The sequence below is a fragment of the Pseudomonas sp. NPDC090203 genome (genome assembly GCF_044746765.1).
Taxonomy (GTDB): Bacteria; Pseudomonadota; Gammaproteobacteria; order Pseudomonadales; family Pseudomonadaceae; genus Aquipseudomonas; species Aquipseudomonas putida_AD.
Genome location: NZ_JBIVCV010000026.1, coordinates 1 through 18,963, shown reverse-complemented (window position 1 = coordinate 18,963; position 18,963 = coordinate 1). Strand labels below are relative to the sequence as shown.

Annotated in this window: 16 protein-coding genes; 5 read left to right on the top strand and 11 right to left on the bottom strand. The window is 61.5% G+C overall.

Features of this window, described 5'->3' with window-relative positions; all coding sequences use genetic code 11:
• Nucleotides 1–213: 213 nt before the first annotated feature.
• The 9 genes from ACIPO9_RS27855 to glpK all read right to left on the bottom strand — a co-directional run bounded on the left by ACIPO9_RS27855 (nt 214) and on the right by glpK (nt 11,505).
• Nucleotides 214–1,539 carry a sigma-54-dependent transcriptional regulator gene (locus ACIPO9_RS27855; protein WP_400784519.1) on the bottom strand — a complete coding sequence of 442 codons (1,326 nt, stop codon included), beginning with the start codon at nt 1,537–1,539 and terminating at the stop codon, nt 214–216.
• Nucleotides 1,540–1,671: 132 nt separating this feature from the next.
• Nucleotides 1,672–3,564, bottom strand: a complete 1,893-nt coding sequence (locus tag ACIPO9_RS27850; protein WP_400784517.1) for an ATP-binding protein — start codon at nt 3,562–3,564, stop codon at nt 1,672–1,674.
• 114 nt (nt 3,565–3,678) lie between these two features.
• Nucleotides 3,679–4,413: an amino acid ABC transporter ATP-binding protein gene (locus ACIPO9_RS27845; RefSeq protein ID WP_274135092.1), complete on the bottom strand. Its 735-nt coding sequence runs from the start codon at nt 4,411–4,413 to the stop codon at nt 3,679–3,681.
• Nucleotides 4,410–5,078 carry an amino acid ABC transporter permease gene (locus tag ACIPO9_RS27840; protein WP_274135104.1) on the bottom strand — a complete coding sequence of 223 codons (669 nt, stop codon included), beginning with the start codon at nt 5,076–5,078 and terminating at the stop codon, nt 4,410–4,412. The genes ACIPO9_RS27845 and ACIPO9_RS27840 overlap by 4 nt, the downstream gene beginning before the upstream one ends.
• Nucleotides 5,075–5,821 (bottom strand): amino acid ABC transporter permease, encoded by a 747-nt coding sequence (locus ACIPO9_RS27835; RefSeq protein ID WP_274135093.1) that lies wholly within the window; start codon nt 5,819–5,821, stop codon nt 5,075–5,077. Before ACIPO9_RS27835 ends, ACIPO9_RS27840 begins: the two co-directional genes overlap by 4 nt.
• A 119-nt stretch (nt 5,822–5,940) precedes the next feature.
• Nucleotides 5,941–6,858 (bottom strand): glutamate/aspartate ABC transporter substrate-binding protein, encoded by a 918-nt coding sequence (locus ACIPO9_RS27830; RefSeq protein ID WP_274135094.1) that lies wholly within the window; start codon nt 6,856–6,858, stop codon nt 5,941–5,943.
• A gap of 382 nt (nt 6,859–7,240) precedes the next feature.
• Nucleotides 7,241–8,779 (bottom strand): glycerol-3-phosphate dehydrogenase, encoded by a 1,539-nt coding sequence (glpD, locus tag ACIPO9_RS27825; protein WP_400784516.1) that lies wholly within the window; start codon nt 8,777–8,779, stop codon nt 7,241–7,243.
• Between the two features lie 275 nt (nt 8,780–9,054).
• Nucleotides 9,055–9,810, bottom strand: coding sequence for a DeoR/GlpR family transcriptional regulator (locus ACIPO9_RS27820; RefSeq protein WP_274135096.1), 756 nt, complete (start codon nt 9,808–9,810; stop codon nt 9,055–9,057).
• A gap of 192 nt (nt 9,811–10,002) precedes the next feature.
• Nucleotides 10,003–11,505, bottom strand: coding sequence for a glycerol kinase GlpK (gene glpK, locus ACIPO9_RS27815; RefSeq protein WP_274135097.1), 1,503 nt, complete (start codon nt 11,503–11,505; stop codon nt 10,003–10,005).
• A 284-nt stretch (nt 11,506–11,789) separates the two neighbouring features.
• On the opposite strand from glpK, the gene ybaK reads away from it, so the two are divergent.
• On the top strand, nt 11,790–12,260 hold the full coding sequence (ybaK, locus tag ACIPO9_RS27810; protein WP_274135098.1) for a Cys-tRNA(Pro) deacylase: 471 nt from the start codon (nt 11,790–11,792) through the stop codon (nt 12,258–12,260).
• A 34-nt stretch (nt 12,261–12,294) separates the two neighbouring features.
• The gene (locus ACIPO9_RS27805) at nt 12,295–13,083 is read left to right on the top strand and encodes a PhzF family phenazine biosynthesis protein (protein ID WP_274135099.1); all 789 of its coding nucleotides are present in this window, start codon (nt 12,295–12,297) and stop codon (nt 13,081–13,083) included.
• Between the two features lie 95 nt (nt 13,084–13,178).
• Here the strand turns inward: ACIPO9_RS27805 and ACIPO9_RS27800 are convergent, their stop codons facing one another.
• Together ACIPO9_RS27800 and argF are read right to left on the bottom strand one after the other, a co-directional pair.
• Nucleotides 13,179–14,270: an ABC transporter ATP-binding protein gene (locus tag ACIPO9_RS27800; protein WP_400784521.1), complete on the bottom strand. Its 1,092-nt coding sequence runs from the start codon at nt 14,268–14,270 to the stop codon at nt 13,179–13,181.
• Nucleotides 14,267–15,187: an ornithine carbamoyltransferase gene (argF, locus tag ACIPO9_RS27795; protein ID WP_400784514.1), complete on the bottom strand. Its 921-nt coding sequence runs from the start codon at nt 15,185–15,187 to the stop codon at nt 14,267–14,269. The genes ACIPO9_RS27800 and argF overlap by 4 nt, the downstream gene beginning before the upstream one ends.
• Before the next feature lie 447 nt (nt 15,188–15,634).
• Between argF and ACIPO9_RS27790 the strand changes: the two genes are divergently transcribed.
• The 3 genes from ACIPO9_RS27790 to grxD all read left to right on the top strand — a co-directional run bounded on the left by ACIPO9_RS27790 (nt 15,635) and on the right by grxD (nt 18,640).
• Nucleotides 15,635–15,937, top strand: a complete 303-nt coding sequence (locus tag ACIPO9_RS27790; RefSeq protein ID WP_062387999.1) for a hypothetical protein — start codon at nt 15,635–15,637, stop codon at nt 15,935–15,937.
• A gap of 148 nt (nt 15,938–16,085) precedes the next feature.
• Nucleotides 16,086–18,194 carry a molybdopterin oxidoreductase family protein gene (locus ACIPO9_RS27785; RefSeq protein WP_400784513.1) on the top strand — a complete coding sequence of 703 codons (2,109 nt, stop codon included), beginning with the start codon at nt 16,086–16,088 and terminating at the stop codon, nt 18,192–18,194.
• A gap of 116 nt (nt 18,195–18,310) precedes the next feature.
• Complete coding sequence (gene grxD, locus ACIPO9_RS27780) at nt 18,311–18,640, top strand: Grx4 family monothiol glutaredoxin (RefSeq protein WP_093461226.1); 330 nt, start codon at nt 18,311–18,313, stop codon at nt 18,638–18,640.
• Nucleotides 18,641–18,963: the final 323 nt, after the last annotated feature.

Genomic DNA, 18,963 nt, shown 5'->3' with positions numbered 1-18,963 from the left:
GTCTATGACGTTGATGGCGCCTGACTCACCGAGGTCGCGGGCAAGCGCGCTCCTACAAAAAGTGCGGTGTGTCTATGACGTTGATGGCGCCTGACTCACCGAGGTCGCGGGCAAGCGCGCTCCTACAAAAAGTGCGGTGTGTCTATGACGTTGATGGCGCCTGACACACCGGGGTCGGGGGCAAGCGCGCTCCTACGGGGATGGGTGAGTCAGTCACCCCAACCCGTACTTCTTAACCTTGTCGAACAGCGTGGTCTTGGCCATGCCCAGTTCCTGGCTGGCCTGGCTGAGGTTGCCGCCGCTGCGCTGCAACGCATCGCTGAGCAGGTTTTTCTCGAAGGCTTCCACCGCCTCGGAGAACCCCAGGCTCTGGGCAGTGGCCGCAGATCCGGTTTTCTTGAAGGCCGGCAAGCCCAGCGCATAGCGCTCGGCGACGTTGCGCAGTTCGCGCACGTTGCCCGGCCAGTCGTGGCTCATCAGCGCCGACATGGTCTGGCGATCAAGCTCCGGTGGTTCGCGATCAAAGCGCAGCGACGACAACTGCAGGAAGTGCTCGAACAGTTGCAGGATGTCCTCGCGGCGCTCGCGCAGTGGCGGCAACTCCAGGGTCACCACGTTGAGGCGGTAATACAGGTCGCTGCGAAACTGGTTGGCCCGGCTCAGTTCATCGAGGTCCGATTTGGTAGCCGCGATCACCCGGCAATCCACCGCCACGCTCTGGTTCGAGCCCAGGCGTTCGAGGGTACGCTCCTGCAATACCCGCAGCAGTTTGATCTGCAGGTTGATCGGCATGCTCTCCACTTCATCGAGAAACAGCGTGCCGTCGTGGGCGTGTTCGATCTTGCCGATGCGCCGCTTGCCCGCGCCGGTAAAGGCATTGGCTTCGTGGCCGAAGATTTCGCTTTCGAACAGGTTTTCCGGCAACCCGCCACAGTTCAGCGCGACGAACTGATTGGAATGACGACGGCTGAAGTCGTGCAGGCAGCGGGCGACCAGTTCCTTGCCGGTGCCGGTTTCACCTTCGATCAGCACGTTGGCCGAGGTGTCGGCGACGTTGGCGATCAGCGCCCGCAGGTTTTGCATGGCGGGGGAGCGGCCGATGATCTTGCCTTCCAGCGAGTCGCGCTCGGCCAGTTGCCGGCGCAGCGACCAGACTTCCCGCGCCAGCCCGCGTTGTTCCAGCGCGCGTCGTGCGACGTCCACCAGGCGTTCTGGGGAGAAGGGCTTCTCCATGAAATCGTAGGCACCGTCGCGCATGGCGCCGACCGCCATCGACACATCGCCGTGGCCGGTGATCAGCACCACCGGCAGGCTGCGGTCGCGCTCCTTGAGGCGTTTGAGCAGTTCCAGGCCGTTGATGCCCGGCAGGCGGATGTCGCTGATGACGATCCCGGCGTAGTTGTCGCCCACCAGCGCCAGCGCCTCCTCGGCACTGCCCACGCCCTGGCTGTGAATGTCTTCCAGCGCCAGCGCCTGCTGGCAGCCGAGCAGGACGTGCGGGTCATCTTCGACGATGAGGACGGTCAGTTCAGTGTTCATTTTGATGCCTCACCGGATTCTGTAGGAGCGCGCTTGCCCGCGAATGCCGCTGTGTCAGGTTATGAAAGTGTGGCTGACATCCCGCAATCGCGGGCAAGCGCGCTCCTACGGGAGTGTGTGCTGTCAGATCAATCATGAGGTCGTCACCCCGGCATTCACCAACGGCAAAACCAGCACGAACATCGTGCCGCCTTCGGCCGGGTCTTCTGCGTTCAGGCTGCCACCGGCGGCGGCTGCCAGGCTGGCCGACAGGGTCAAGCCCAACCCCAGCCCCTGCTCACCCGGCTTGGTGGTGAAAAACGGTTCGAACAGGTGCTTGCGCGCTTCGGCGTCGATGCCGTGGCCGTTGTCGCGAACCCGCAGCCGATAACGGCCCTCGCACATGTCGCCCTGCAACCACAGCACGGGCAGGGGCTGTGCCTGCATGGCGTCCAGCGCGTTGCCGATCAGGTTGACCAGAATCTGTTCAAGGCGGGTCTGATCGATCGCAAGCTCGACATCCTGAAACTCCTGATGCAGGTCCAGCGCGCTGTTTTCCAGACGCCCGGCCAGCAATTGCAGCGCGGCATCGACGGCCTTGCCCAGCGACGCCTGGCCCTTGTCTTCGCCACGCCGGGCAAAGGCGCGCAGGCTGGCGGTGATGCGGCCCATGCGGTCCACCAGATCGTTAATGGTGCGCAGGTTGGTGCTGGCGGTGTCCAGCGCGCCGCGCTCGATGAAACGCACGGTATTGCCCGACAGCGTTCGCAACGCGGCCAGCGGTTGATTGAGTTCGTGGGCGATGCTGGTGGACATCTGACCGATGGCAGCCAGCTTGCCGGCCTGTACCAGTTCGTCCTGGGCCTGGCGCAACGTTTCTTCGGCCTGACGCCGCTCACGAATCTGCCCCTTGAGGCGTTCGTTGCTGGCGCGCAGGTCGGCGGTGCGTTCGGTAATCCGCCGTTCCAGTTCGTTGTTGGCCTGCTCCAGCGCTTCGCGGGCGGCCAGGCGCACGGAAATCACCTTGCGCCGCTCGTTCCAGGCAATCAGCAGAAAGGTCACCAGGGCAAAGGCAACGGCCACCAGCATTCCCTGGTTGGCGGCTTCCCGGCGCAGGTCTTCGAGCGGCGTCAGCAGGGTCAGGTGCCAGGGCGTGTCGGCCAGGTCGCGGGTCTGGGCCAGGTAACTGACCACGGTGTGTTCATGATCGACACTGACGTTGGCAGGGAAGGTCAGCTTCTCCACACCCTCGGCAATCGACTCTCGCTCCAGCGGCACCAGCTCGTTGAGCGGCCACCAGTAATACTGCAGGCTGCGCGCCAGGCGCTCCTTGATGTCAGCTGTCAGGGGGCGCACCGATTTCAGACGTCGGGCCGGGTCGCTGGACAGAATGATGATGCCGTTCTCGTCACTGACGAAGGCTTCCAGGCGCGCCCGCTGCCAGCGCTCTTCCAGCGCTTCCAGACGCACCTTGATCACGGCGACGCCTATGATCTTGCCTTTCTCTTCAAGCCCGTGGGCCAGGTAGTACCCGGGCTCGCCGGTGGTGCTGCCGATGCCGTAGAAACGGCCGGGCAGGCCACGAATCGCGTCCTGATAATAGGCACGGAAGGACAGGTCTTCGCCCAGATAGCTGTCCGCGTCGCGCCAGTTGCTGGTGGCGAGCACGCGGCCGGTGGTGTCCAGCACATAGATGGCGCGGCTGCGGCTGCGGCGGTTCAGGCCTTCGAGGTAGTCATTGACCTTGACCCGCAATTCGGGCGACGGATCGTTGAGCAGGTCGGAGACATTGGATTCGAGCTCCAGCACGCTGGGCAGGTAGTTGTATTTGTTGATTTCGCTTTCGACGGTACGCGCGTGCAACTCAAGCTGGCGCTGGCCGTTCTCGCCCAGAGCCTGGATGCCGTTCTTTTCGCTGTACAGATAGGTGAAGTAGCCCAGCGCGATCATCAACAGGATGACCAGCGGCGGCAGGAACAGTTGGCGGATCAGGCGGGGTTTCACGGCAAGTGATGGTGGCGCGCTAAGAGGTGGATCGCATTTCATCACAGTCGTCCTGGACCGACCAGCCGTGCGTGTCATTGATGGTGAACACGCACGGCCGGTGGTTGTGTGCCCTTGTGGGGCTATGCCCTCGTGAGGCTAAAAACGAAAAGGCTGTTAGTGCTGCAGGATCTTGTTCAGGAAGTGCTGGGCGCGTTCGGAACGAGCGTTGATGTCGCCGAAGAACTCTTCCTTGGGGCAGTCTTCGATGATCTGGCCCTTGTCCATGAAGATCACGCGGTCGGCCACCTTGCGGGCGAAGCCCATTTCGTGGGTCACGCACATCATGGTCATGCCTTCGTGGGCAAGCTGCACCATCACGTCGAGCACTTCGTTGACCATTTCCGGGTCAAGTGCCGAAGTCGGTTCGTCGAACAGCATCACGATCGGGTCCATCGCCAGCGCGCGGGCAATCGCCACACGTTGCTGCTGGCCGCCGGAGAGCTGGCCCGGATGCTTGTGGGCGTGGGCCGACAGACCGACGCGCTCAAGCAACTGCAGGCCTTTCTTGGTGGCTTCTTCCTTGCTGCGGCCCAGCACCTTGATCTGCGCGATGGTCAGGTTCTCGGTGATGGTCAGGTGCGGGAACAGCTCGAAATGCTGGAACACCATGCCCACGCGCGAACGCAGTTTCGGCAGGTTGGTCTTCGGATCGGCGATGGAGGTGCCATCGACCTCGATGTCGCCTTTCTGGAACGGCTCAAGGGCGTTGACGCACTTGATCAGGGTCGATTTGCCCGAGCCGGACGGCCCGCACACCACGATCACTTCGCCTTTCTTGACCTCGGTGCTGCAATCGGTCAGCACCTGGAAGTCCCCATACCACTTGTTGATATTTTTGATGGAAATCATACGGCTAACCTTTTCTGCATGAGCTTGACCAGACGCGAGGCCGCGAAGCTGATCGTGAAGTACACCAGACCTGCGATGACCAGGAACTCATTGGAGCGGCCAATGATGTCGCCGCTGGCGCGGGCCGAGTTGAGGAAGTCGACCAGACCGACCGTGTACACGAGCGAGGTGTCCTGGAACAGGATGATGCTCTGCTGCAACAGCAGCGGGGTCATCTTGCGGAACGCCTGGGGCAGGATGATCAGGCGCATCATCTGGCCGTAGGTCATGCCCAGGGCCTGCGCTGCGCCCATCTGGCCACGGGAGATCGACTGCACGCCCGCACGCACGATTTCGCAGAAGTACGCCGCCTCGAACATCATGAACGCCACGACGCAGGAGGTGAACGCACCGACCGGGGTGTCTTCGCCGGTGATCCAGCGCAGCACGAACGGCACCGCCAGGTAGAACCAGGTGATGACCAGCAGCAGCGGGATCGAACGGAAATAGTTGACGTAGGCGCCGGCGATGCGCGACATCCACTTGCTCGGTGACAGGCGCATCAGGGCCAGGATCGTGCCGAGCACGATGCCGCCCACAACGCCCATCGCCATGAGCTTGAGGGTCATGAGCATGCCGTTCCACAGGCCCGGAATGGCGGGAACGATTCCAGAGAAGTCCATTATTTACCTCCCACGGAAATCAGGCCCGGCACGGCGACTTTCTTCTCGATCAGACGCATGAGCAGCATCAGGCTCATGTTCAGCGTGAAGTAAATCAGGGTGGCCAGGGTGAAGGCTTCGAACAGATTCGCAGAGAATTCGGCGGTCTGTTTGGTCTGGGCGAGCAACTCCATCAGACCGATCAGCGAGGCCACCGACGAGTTCTTGAACACGTTGAGGAATTCGGAGGTGAGCGGCGGAATGATGATCCGGTAAGCCTGCGGCAGCAGCACGTTCCAGTAGATCTGCGGCAGTTTGAAACCCATGGCGCGTGCGGCGGATTCCTGGCCGCGAGGCAACGCCTGGATACCGGTACGCACTTGTTCGCAAACCCGTGCGGCGGTGAACAGGCCCAGGCACACGACAACGCTCAGGAAAGCCGAGGTGGTCGGGTTCAGGTCCTGCTTGTACCACTCCTGCAGGTTCTCGGGCAGCAGGTCCGGCACCAGGAAGTACCAGATGAACAACTGCACCAGCAGTGGCACGTTACGGAAAATTTCCACGTAGACCGTGGCAATGGTGGACACGATGCGGTTGGGCACCGTACGCATCACCCCGAGCACGGAGCCCAGGATCAGCGCGATGATCCAGGCGACGATGGAGATGCCGATAGTCCAGCCCAGGCCGGAAACGTACCAGTCCAGATAGGTCTCGGTACCCACGCCAGTGGACTTGAAGAACACGCCCCAGTCCCAATTGTAATTCATCAGGGTCTCCCCTCTGATCGATCGTTATGCACGCACACCGCTTTGCAGCGGCTTCCGGGAAGGTCGATGACCTCCCCGGGAGTCAGGCTTTCACTTGTGAAGCATAGAAAGGGAAGGGCTTATGCCTTCTTCTCTGGCGCTGGCTTGTCGTTCGGGTTCTCGATCAGCTTCTTGAGTTCAGGGCTCATCGGGAATTCGAGGTTCAGGCCTTTTGGAGGGATTGGCTGGGTGAACCACTTGGCGTAGATCTTGTTGATCTCGCCCGACTTGTAGAGGCCGACAATCGCGTCGTCCACGGCTTTCTTGAAGGCAGGGTCGTCTTTGCGAACCATGCAGCCGTAGATTTCATAGGATTGCGGAGTGCCGGTCACGTGCCAGTCGGTTGGCTTCTTGGCCTTGGCCATTTCGCCTGCCAGCAGGGCGTCGTCCATCATGAACGCGACAGCGCGGCCCGATTCCAGCATCTGGAAGGATTCGCCGTGGTCTTTGGCGGAGATGACGTTCATGCCCATCTGCTTGTCAGCGTTCATCGCCTTGATGATGCGCTCGGACGTGGTGCCAGCGGTGGTCACGACGTTCTTGCCTTTCAGGTCGTCGAAATCGTTGTACGACGAGCCGGTCTTGGTCAGCAGGCGAGTACCGATTTCGAAGATGCCGACCGAGAAGTCGACCTGCTGGGCGCGTTCGGCGTTGTTGGTGGTCGAGCCACATTCAACGTCGACGGTACCGTTCTGCACCAGCGGGATACGGGTCTGCGAAGTGACCAGGTTGTAGTTGACCTTCAGGTCAGGCTTGTTCAGGTCTTTCTTGATGGCTTCGACAATCGCCAGCTGGATGTCGTGGGAGTAGCCGACTGGCTTGCCGGAAGCATCCGCGATGTAGGAGAACGGAATCGACGAGTCGCGGTGGCCCAGGGTGATGGTGCCCGAATCGTTGATTTTCTTCAGGGTGCCGGTCAGTTCGGCGGCGGAAACCGGGGTGCTGATCAAAGCGGCTGCAGCAATGGCCACGCCCAGAATGTGGGGAACGATACGCATCTGTTAATCCTCGACTTTGTTTTTCTTATGGGTCCGGTGTTGGGTCGGCCCTATCGTTTCAGAACGCTACAACGGCGGCCCAGACAGGCGGCACGCTACATCGGAGCAATCGTGCATGAGTGTAGAGCATGAGTCATGCCAAGCACGTGACAGCTGATAACAGATTGAAAATAAAGGGAATTTATTTTGGGATGAGTGCGAGTAGGGCTGTGGCCGTCCGGGATGCCGAATGGCCAGTAGTATTGCGTTCGGAAATCCGAATGGGAGGGGGCGCTTGTAGGAGCGCGCTTGCCCGCGATGGCGGCGTGTCATTCAACATACTCGGATCAGACACACCGCAATCGCGGGCAAGCGCGCTCCTACAGTGGGGCGGTGTAGGAGGTCAGGCGGCTTCTATGGTGCTTTTGTGGCGAGCGATCTTGTCCAGGTACGCCTGCACCTTCTGCTGCTCTTCAGCCGTGGTGAACAGGCCCAGCTTGGTCCGGCGCCACAGGATGTCCTCGGCCTGAGTGACCCACTCCGCCCGGCACAGGTAATCCACTTCGGCGCTGTACAACCCGCCGCCCAGGTGCTCGCCCATGTCGGCCAGGCTTTGCACGCCATCGACGATCTGCCAGCTGCGCGAGCCATAGGTGATGGCCCAGCGCCTGGCGATTTCAGCGGGCAGCCAACTGCAGCGTTGTTGCAGGTCGCTGGCCAGTTGCGCCGGGGTGGTCATGTTTTCGCCGCCAGGCAGGCTGGTCTTGGCGGTCCAGCTTCCCTTCATCTGCGGGAAGAACGGCGCCAGTTGCTGCATCGCCGATTCGGCCAGCTTGCGGTAGGTGGTCAGCTTGCCGCCGAACACCGAGAGGATCGGCGCCTCCGTGGCATCGCCCGACAGGGCCAGGGTGTAGTCCCGGGTAATGGCCGACGGGTTATCGGATTCGTCATTGCACAGCGGACGCACGCCTGAGTACGTGCGAATGATGTCGCTGCGGCTCAGTTGCTTCTTGAAGTGCTCATTGACGATCTTCAGCAGGTAATCGGTTTCGCCTTCGGTGATCGCCACTTTCGCCGGGTCGCCGGTGTACTCGCGGTCAGTTGTGCCGATGATGGTGAACCGTTCCATGTAAGGAATGGTGAAGACGATGCGCTGATCTTCGTTCTGCAGAATGAAGGCGTTTTCACCCTCGTACAGCTTCGGCACGATCAGGTGACTGCCCTGGATCAGGCGGATGCCGTACTTGGATTCCAGTTTCAGGTCTTCGCGAATGAACCTGGCGACCCACGGCCCCGCCGCGTTCACCAGCGCCTTGGCGCGAACCGAGAACTGTGTGCCGTCGCTGCGTTCCATTTCCAGTTGCCACAGGCCACCGTTGCGACGGGCGCTCAGGCAGCGGGTGCGGGTGTGCAGGTGCGCGCCGTGTTCGCGGGCGGCCATGGCGTTGAGCACCACCAGGCGCGCGTCGTCGACCCAGCAGTCGGAATATTCGAAACCGCGGGTGATCGAGCTGTTCAGCGGGCTGTTGGCACCGAAGCGCAGGTTTTTCGAGGCCGGCAGTTTTTCCCGCTTGCCCAGGTGGTCATACAGGAACAGGCCGGCGCGAATCATCCACGCCGGACGCAGGTGCGGGCGGTGGGGCAGCACGAAGCGCATGGGCTTGACGATGTGCGGGGCCTTTTCCAGCAGCACTTCACGTTCAGCCAGTGCTTCGCGCACCAGGCGGAATTCGTAATGTTCCAGGTAACGCAGACCGCCATGGATCAGCTTGCTGCTGGCCGAGGAGGTGTGGCTGGCCAGATCGTCCTTTTCGCAGAGGAATACCGAAAGGCCACGGCCCGAAGCATCCGCCGCGATCCCGACACCATTGATCCCGCCACCGATGACGGCGATGTCGTAGACCTCTGAAAGGGGTGGAGCAGGGAACGCTGAGTGGGCCATCGGGGCCTCCTGTCTGGAATTCGATCATGTTCGCTTTTGGCGAAATCGAACATTTGAGTTCATTTTCGAAAATGATAAACCAATAAGACAGGTCTAACCACTCAGTATCGATTGAAAATACTGATTGAAGGGAAAGTAAAGGAACAAAAGCGAACATGAAACGGCCTCGCGGCCTGTAGGAGCGCGCTTGCCCGCGACTGCAATCTGTCAGCAATATCAATGGCGGATGACACACTGCAATCGCGGGCAAGCGCGCTCCTACAGCAAAAACGCGCTTAAACCACTTCCAGACGAATCTTGTTCTGCGTCAGCAGTTGCGCAAGGGCCGGCACCGGCGGCTGGTCGGTCACCAGGCAGTCGATCAGGGTGATCGGGCCCAGGCGGACCATGGCGTTGCGGCCGAACTTGCTGGAGTCGGCGGCCAGAATCACCTGGCGGGCGTTGGCGATGATCGCCTGGGAGACGCGCACTTCCTGGTAGTCGAAGTCCAGCAGGCTGCCGTCTTCGTCGATGCCGCTGATGCCCACCAGGGCGAAATCGACCTTGAACTGGGTGATGAAATCGACGCTCGCCTGACCCACCACACCGCCGTCGCGGCGCACGTTGCCACCGGCCAGCAGCACTTCGAAGTCATCCTTGCCGCTCAGGATCGAAGCCACGTGCAGGTTGTTGGTGATGATCTTCAGGTGATTGTGGTTGAGCAGGGCGCGGGCGATGGATTCGGTGGTCGTGCCGATGTTGATGAACAGCGAGGCATGATCGGGAATCTGCGCGGCAATCGCCTCGGCGATGCGCTGTTTCTCGTCGCGCATCTGGTCGGCACGCATGGCGTACGCGGTGTTCTCGATACTGGAGTCATAGGCAGCACCGCCGTGGTAGCGACGCAGCAGGTTCATCTCCGCCAACTGGTTGATGTCGCGGCGGATGGTCTGCGGGGTAACGACGAACGACTGGGCCATTTCCTCGATGCTGACATAGCCGCGCTCACGGACCAGCTCGAGGATCTGCTGTTGACGGGGTGGCAGATTCATTTTTTTTCCTTCGGGCAAGAGCGCCCATGATGCCGCAGGCGGCCATTACCTGTCAGCCGGAAAAAGTCATGAGGTGGCAAGGCGACGCGAATCATTGTAGGAGCGCGCTTGCCCGCGATTGCGGTGTGCCAGGCACCTTCTTGGGTACAAGTACACCGCGGTCGCGGGCAAGCGCGCTCCTACAGATCTGGGTTATTCGGCGTCTTCGTGGGGCTCCCAGTCCCGCGTGCGGTCCACCGCCTTGCGCCAGCCCGCGTAGAGTTTTTCCTTCTCGGCATCGTCGCACTGCGGCTCGAACCTGCGCTCGATCACGGCCTTGTCCTTCAACTCGTCCAGCCCGCTCCAGAAACCTATGGCCAGGCCCGCCAGATACGCCGCGCCCAACGCTGTGGTCTCGCGCATTTTCGGACGTTCGACCTGAGTGCCGAGGATGTCGGCCTGGAATTGCATGAGGAAGTTGTTGGCCACCGCGCCGCCGTCCACGCGCAGGGCCTTGAGCGGCTCGGCGGCGTCCTGCTGCATGGCATCGAGCACGTCGCGGGTCTGATAGGCGATGGACTCCAGGGCCGCACGGATGATGTGATCGACCTTCACGCCACGGGTCAGGCCGAACAGCGCGCCACGGGCGTACGGGTCCCAGTAGGGCGCGCCAAGGCCGGTGAACGCCGGGACCAGATACACGCCATTGCTGTTCTTCACCTTGGTGGCGAAATATTCGGTGTCCATGGAGTCATTGACGATTTTCAGTTCGTCACGCAGCCACTGCACGGTCGAGCCGCCGTTGAACACCGCGCCCTCGAGCGCATAGGCCACTTCGCCCCGAGGGCCGCAGCCGATGGTGGTCAGCAGGCCGTGATTGGATTTGACCGCTTTCTTGCCGGTGTTCATCAGCAGGAAACAACCGGTGCCGTAGGTATTCTTGGCCTGGCCGGGCTCCACGCACATCTGGCCGAACAGCGCCGATTGCTGGTCGCCTGCGATGCCGGCGATGGCGATGCCGCTTTTGCTGTGGCCATAGACTTCAGATGAAGACTTGACCTCCGGGAGCATTTCCCGAGGCACGTCGAGCACGTCCAGCATCCGCTGATCCCATTCCAGGGTGTGGATGTTGAACATCATGGTGCGCGAGGCGTTTGTGTAGTCGGTGACGTGGACCTTGCCGCCGGTGAATTTCCAGATCAGCCAGCTATCGACGGTGCCGAACAGCAGCTCGCCACGACGGGCGCGTTCGCGGCTGCCTTCGACGTGATCGAGAATCCACTTGAGTTTGCTGCCGGAAAAGTACGGGTCGATGACCAGGCCCGTGGTTTCCCTGATGTAGTCCTCAAGGCCGTCGCGCTTGAGTTGCTGGCAGATTTCCGTGCTGCGACGGCACTGCCAGACCACGGCGTTGTAGATCGGGCGGCCGGTGTCCTTCTCCCACACAACCGTGGTTTCGCGCTGGTTGGTGATACCAATGGCGGCGATCTGGTTGTGATGCAGGTTGGCCTGGGCCAGGACCTTGGTCATGCAGGCGGTCTGGGTGGCGAAGATCTCCATCGGATCATGCTCGACCCAGCCCGGCTGCGGGTAATGCTGCACGAACTCGCTCTGGGCGGTGCTGACCACATTGGCGTCGCGGTCGAAGATGATGGCACGGGAACTGGTGGTGCCTTGATCGAGGGCAATAATGTAGTTCTTGTCGTTATCGGTCATGTCGGTTGCCTGGTAATGAAGCCGGTATCCTGGGGGGCTGCTATCAGTTTACGTGCAAGCGCCCCGGTTGCGCAGGCAACAGGGGTGCCTGCGCGCAATATTCGTATTCGAAAAAATATAGACGTAAACGAACATTGTCAAAGGTCGAAAGCGAACTGTCACCGGGTTTTGCATCGTCCGCGAAAATTCGTTGCCAGGAGTGTGCGCGCTTGCAGCGTTTACAGGGCCGATGGCCTAAAGTAATGACTGCCAACAAGAAACACCCTGGTCGTCTGGAGTGCTGCATGACCCCTGCATTGGATTTACTGAAGAAAGCCCGCGCCGAACACCGTGTCCACAGTTACGAACATGATCCGAAGGCGGCTTCCTATGGCCTGGAGGCCGCCGAGAAGCTGAACCTGCAACCGGCCCAGGTCTTCAAGACGCTCTTGGCCAGTACCGAAAAGGGCGAATTGCTGGTTGCGGTGGTGCCGGTGGTGGGTTCGCTGGATCTCAAGGCGCTGGCCCATGCCGCCGGTGCGAAGAAGGCCGAAATGGCCGATCCGGCGGCGGCCCAGCGCGCCACAGGCTATTTGCTGGGCGGCATCAGCCCGTTGGGGCAGAAGAAAAGACTGCGAACCTTTATCGATGAGTCGGCTCAACCGTTCGCGACGATTTTTGTCAGCGCTGGTCGACGCGGGCTTGAGGTCGAGTTGTCCGCTGCGGTACTCGCACAACACACCAGTGCGATCTTTGCTCAGATTGGTCGTGAATGACCCGCGCCACCTTCAACGATTGGGGATGCTTTCCATGCAGCTTGAATTCCATCAAGTCGACGCGTTCAGTGACCGACCTTTCGCGGGCAATCCTGCGATGGTCTACCGCCTCGATGCCTGGCTGTCGGATGAGTTGATGCAGCACATTGCGACCGAACATAACCTGTCGGAAACGGCCTTTGTCGTGCGCGAGGCCCAGGGCTGGCACATCCGCTGGTTCACGCCCACCAACGAGGTGCCGCTGTGCGGGCACGCGACGTTGGCCAGTGCGTTCGTGTTATTCGAAAAATATGCAGAAACAGCGGACACCATCGAATTCCTCAGCAAGTCAGGCCCCTTGACCGTCACTCGGGAGAGCGGCCGGTTGTGGCTCGACTTCCCGGCGATGCCGCCGAGCGAGGTCGGGGTGACGGTGGACATCGAACGGGCGCTGAACACTGATGTGGTGGACGCGCTGGGCGCGGCGGCGTTGATGGTGGTGCTGGAGTCGGAGCAGGCGGTTCGCGAATGCAAGCCTGACATGGCCGCCATCGCCCGGCTGCCGTGGCCGGGGGTGATCGTTACCGCCAAGGGGGATGGCGAGCTGCACGATTTCGTCTCGCGCTACTTCGCACCGGGCAACGGTATTCCTGAAGACCCGGTGACCGGTTCGACCCACTGCAGCCTGATTCCATACTGGTCGGCGCGGCTGAACAAATTCAGCCTGACGGCGTTTCAGTGTTCGAGACGGGGCGGGGAGCTGTTCTGTCGGCTGGAAGGCGACCGGGTGAAGATCGGCGGGTATGCGACACTGGTGGCAAGCGGCACGCTGACGCTCGGCTGACCCCGCAATCCCTGTAGGAGCGCGCTTGCCCGCGACGACGGTGTGTCTGTACGAGCGTGCTGACTGACACACCGCCATCGCGGGCAAGCGCGCTCCTACAGGGTTCGATGGAGCGCCGCATCCTGATGGACTGGCACGCTCCCGACAGCCGCAAACAACACCAGATGCTCAGCCGAAACCCGAATCCCCACTTCTTCCCCGGCGCGCAGGTCCACGTGGCTTGGGAACAGTGCTTCAAGCTGGGTACCGGTCGGCATGCGCAGGCGGTAGAGAGTTGCTGCACCCTGGAAGGTCTTGCTGGCGACTCTGGCCTTCAGCTCGCTGTCCGGGGCGTGGACGATGTCGTCGGGGCGCAGCAGCACGTCCATCGGGGTGCCGTTGACGCCCGCATAGGCGCGATTGCCGCGTAGCAGGCCGAGTTCGGTCTGTACGGTTTCACCGTCGAGCAATTGCCCACGAATGAAATAGCCCTGGCCTACAAAGCTTGCGACATACGGCGTCGCCGGTTCGTGATAGAGGTTGTAGGGCGTGTCCCACTGCTCCAGCCGGCCTTCCTTGAACACACCGACATGATCGCTGACCGCGAAGGCTTCTTCCTGATCGTGGGTTACCAGAATCGCACTGGTGCCGCGGGCCTTGAGGATGTCGCGCACCTCATGGCTCAGACGTCTGCGCAGCTCGCCGTCGAGGTTGGAAAAGGGTTCGTCCAGCAGCAGCAATTGCGGTTCGGGCGCCAGCGCACGGGCCAGGGCCACGCGCTGCTGCTGGCCGCCGGAAAGCTCGTGGGGGTGACGCTTGCCCAGTGCGCCGAGGTTGACCATCTCCAGCATCTCTTCGACCACCTGCGCCTGGCGCGGGTGATTGCGAATGCCGAAGGCGATGTTCTCGGCGACGGTCAGGTGCGGAAACAGCGCGTAATCCTGAAACACCATGCCGATGCGGCGCTTCTCCGGGGCCAGGGTGAATCCGGGCCGGGAGATGACTTCGTCGGCCAGCACGATCTCGCCTTCATGCACCGGCTCGAATCCGGCAATGGCGCGCAGCGTGGTGGTCTTGCCGCAACCCGAGGAGCCCAGCAGGCAACCGATGTCGCCTGCGTTGAGGTGCAGATCGAGGTTCTGCACCACACGTTGGTCCTGGTAACCACAGGCGAGGTTGCGCAGTTTGAGCAGCATCAGTTCACTCAGGCAGGTTGCAGGGCAGGGGCCACGAGGAATTCCAGCAAGGCCTTCTGCGCGTGCAGGCGGTTCTCGGCCTGGTCCCAGGCGACCGAACGTTCGTCGTCGAGCAGGTCTTCACTGATCTCTTCGCCCCGGTGCGCCGGCAGGCAGTGCATGAACAGCACGTCATCGGCGGCCAGGTCGAGCAGTTGGCGGGTGACCTGGAACGGCTTGAACAGGGCGATACGCTTGGCGGTTTCGTCTTCCTGGCCCATGGAGGTCCAGACGTCGGTGCTGATCAGGTGCGCACCCTTGACCGCTTCGCGCGGGTCGCGGGTCAGGGTGACGCGGTCGCCGGCCAGCGCCATGAAGTGCGGGTTAGGCTCGTAGCCTTCCGGGCAGGCGACACGCAATTGGAAGTCGAACTGGATCGCCGCTTCTATATAGCTGTTGCACATGTTGTTGCCGTCGCCGATCCAGGCCACGGTCTTGCCCTTGATCGAGCCGCGATGCTCCAGGAAGGTCTGCATGTCGGCCAGCAACTGGCATGGGTGCAGGTCGTCCGACAGGCCGTTGATGACCGGCACGCGGGAATTGGCGGCAAACTCGGTGAGGTTGCTGTGGGCGAAGGTACGGATCATCACCGCATCGACCATCCGCGACATGACGCGCGCGCCGTCGGCAATCGGCTCGCCACGGCCCAGTTGCGTGTCACGGGGCGACAAAAAGATCGCCTGGCCGCCTAGCTGGATCATGCCGGCTTCGAACGAAACACGGGTACGAGTCGAAGATTTCTCGAAGATCATCGCCAGCACGCGGCCGCGCAACGGCTCGAACAGCACCCCTCGATTTCGCAGGTCCTTTAGCTCCACGCCGCGACGAATCACGCTGACGAGCTCATCTGGCGTGTAGTCCATCATCGAGAGAAAGTGCCTTGCGCTCATCATTAACTACCTTGTCTGCAACAGACCGCAGATCCTCAAAGCCGGGTTTTATCGGGAAAACGGGCGAGACCTGCGGCAAAAGCCGCACGGGGCGACGGATAGGGAAGGCGCGAGGGTATAAGAAAATGTCGCCTCGTGCCAAGGCCCGGCTTGCTGGAAAATATTCGTCAGACGTTCGGTAGCCTGAAAACGGCGCTGTCAGGACGCTTTTCATGTAACGAAGTGCTACAGTTGCTCGGGCAGGAGAGGCACTTCGCCATCTCTGCGTTGTCGAACGCCAGAGGTTGTACACCGGCCTCTAAAGAATGCGCAATTACTGCCGATTCTGTAATAGTTTCAAATTGATGCAAACCTTGCGACATGCTTCACGCCCCGGAAACCCGGACGTTTCCTAAACCAGTGGCGTGGGTTATAAAGGCCGCTTATGTCCTCCAGAAGAGGTGGGGAATGGATTCAAAAGAGAAACAACTGACGGAACTGCTCGGGCTCACCGCCCGTACCCTCACGCACCTCACGGCTTCCATGACGTCGATGTCGTTCGAGCTGATGCGCAGCGAGGATGAGGTGACCCGCTCGGCAGGTCGTCGCATGATCGACCGCATGGCCACTATCAGTGCCGGGCTTGACGATCATTGGCGTCTGATCGGTGAACTCACCGGCGTTCAGGTTTCCCAGGAACAGGTCGAGACCGTTCACGAGATCCAGATGCAGCGCAAGGTGGTCACCCCCATTGGCGGTTCCGCCTCCTGATCTCCTTTCTGTTTGCGCAGGCGGGCCATCGGCTCGCCTGATGCTGTCCGATTCACGGCACTGACGTTTCTGGCGAAGTGCTGCCCCAGGCGCCATAGTTTTGTCTGCGCGATCACCCCGGTCGCCGAACAAGAATATGAGACTGGCGATGACCAAGACTCTGCACCACCGTGCGTGCCACCTGTGCGAGGCCATCTGTGGCCTGACCATCGAAACCACCCGCGAAGACGATGCCTCGGTGCGCATCAGCTCGATCAAGGGCGACGCCCTGGACACCTTCAGCCGTGGGCACATCTGCCCCAAGGCCGTGGCCCTGCAGGATATCCAGAACGATCCGGACCGGTTGCGCCAGCCCATGCTGCGCGTGGGCGATCAGTGGCAGGCCATCGAGTGGCAGGCGGCGTTCGATCTGGTAGCCGAGCGCCTGCTGGACATTCAGGCGCGTCATGGCCAGAACGCAGTGGCGGTGTATCAGGGCAACCCCAGCGTCCATAACTATGGCCTGATGACCCACAGCAATTACTTTCTGGGCCTTTTGAAAACCCGCAATCGTTTTTCGGCGACCTCGGTCGACCAGTTGCCCCATCACCTGACCAGTTACCTGATGTATGGCCACGGTTTGTTACTGCCGATTGCCGACATCGACCACACCGATTTCATGCTGATACTGGGCGGTAATCCACTGGCGTCCAACGGCAGCATCATGACCGTGCCCGATGTCGAGAAACGCCTGAAGGCCATTCAGGCCCGCGGTGGCAAGGTGGTGGTCATCGATCCGCGGCGCAGCGAAACGGCCGCCATCGCCGATCAGCATCTGTTCATTCGCCCCGGCGCCGACGCGGCGCTGCTGTTCGGCCTGCTGCATACCTTGTTTGCCGAGGGCCTTACCCGCGAAAGCCACTTGCCGGTGGATGGCCTCGAAGAGGTGCGCGCGGCCATCGCGCCGATGGATGCCGACGCCATGAGCCTGCGCTGCGGTATCCCGGCCGAGCAGATTCGGCAATTGGCGCGGGATTTTGCGGCGGCTGACAAGGCGGTCTGTTACGGGCGCATGGGGATTTCCACCCAGGCGTTCGGTACGCTGTGTCATTGGCTGGTGCAGTTGATCAACCTGGTCACCGGCAATCTTGATCGCGTGGGCGGCGCGCTGTGCACCTCGCCCGCGCTGGATATGGTGGCGTCCACTTCGGGCGGCGGCTTCAATCGCTGGCAGAGTCGGGTCTCGGGGCTGCCCGAATATGGCGGTGAACTGCCGGTGTCGGCGCTGGCCGAAGAAATGCTCACCGAGGGCGAGGGGCAGATCAGGGCGCTGGTCACGGTGGCCGGCAACCCGGTGCTCTCGACGCCAAACGGCCGCCAACTGGATCAGGCGCTCGACGGCCTGGAGTTCATGGTCAGCGTTGACCTCTACATCAACGAAACCACCCGCCATGCCGATCTGATCCTGCCGTCCACTTCGGCGCTGGAAAACGATCACTACGACACCACGTTCAACATGTTCGCGGTGCGCAACGTCACCCGTTTCAACCGCGCGATTCTGGCCAAGCCCGAAGGGGCGCTGCACGACTGGGAAATCTTCGTAGGCCTGGCCCGCGCATTCGCCACCCGTGCCCAGCGGGAGCTGAAATCGACCATCGCCCCGGCGCAGATGGTCGATCGCGGTTTGCGCGCAGGGCTGTACGGCGATGCATCGGACTTCAAGCTTTCCCTTGAGACGCTGCATGAGCACCCTCACGGTCTGGATCTGGGCGCCCTGCGGCCCAACCTGGCGTCTCGGTTGCGCACCGCCAATCAACGGATACAGGCGGCGCCTGAAGTGATCCTCGCGGACCTTGTGCGGTTCGCCATGCAGCCGGCGCCGTCGGTTGAAGAGCTGTTGCTGATCGGTCGGCGGCATGTGCGCAGCAACAACTCCTGGATGCACAATTATCATCGGCTGGTGAAGGGCAAGCCGCGCCATCAGTTGCTGATGAACCCGCAGGATATGGCCACGCGCGGGCTCAGTGACGAGCAGCGGGTGAGGGTGAGTTCGCGGGTCGGGATGATCGAGGTGGAGGTGATGGGCAGCACCGACATGATGCCGGGCGTGGTCAGCCTGCCCCATGGCTGGGGCCACGGCCGGCCGGGCGTGCAGATGGAGATCGCCCAGGGGCAGCCGGGGGAGAGCGCTAACGACCTGACCGACGAACGGCATCTGGATGCGATTTCCGGCAATGCGGCGCTCAACGGAGTACCCGTGACGGTAGCGGCGGCATGATGGGCGTCATATCTATCGTCGCAATTAAAGCCAAGACCGAGCGTTACGCTAGGCTTTCCGTTACAATGCGCCACCGTGTCGACATTTAGAGTCGTAAAGTTCAGCCGAGGTGCTCCGTGGATATCATCGAAACGATCAAAGACCAGATTGCCAAAAACACCGTTCTGCTCTACATGAAAGGCGCCCCGAATGCCCCTCAGTGCGGCTTTTCGGCCAAGGCTTCCCAGGCGCTGATGGCCTGCGGCGAGAAGTTTGCGTACGTCGACATCCTGCAGAACCCGGAAATCCGCGCCAACCTGCCAAAATACGCCAACTGGCCAACCTTCCCGCAGCTGTGGGTTGATGGCGAGCTGGTCGGCGGTAGCGACATCATCGTCGAGATGCACGCCGCAGGCGAGCTGCAGCCGCTGATCAAGGCTGCCGTCGAGAAGAACGCGACTGCCTGATCCAGGTTGTTGAAAAAGGCCCCGGTCTCTTGCGAGATGCGGGGCTTTTTTGTGGGCGTCCATTTCATTGGCGCCCACCGCCCGTAGCAGTCCGGCTTGCCGGCGTCGGCGATCCCGCGGCCGCCCCCGCCGGCAAGCCGTGCTGCTACGGGTTCGGGTTGTTCTCAAAAGGCATGACCACCCCAATCCCGTGTAGGAGCGCGCTTGCCCGCGACAGCGTGAGCCCAGACACACTTAGATGAACTGACACACCGCAATCGCGGGCAAGCGCGCTCCTACGGCCTCCGGCCAGAAACCGGTCGCGCGTACGGCAGCAAAACCCG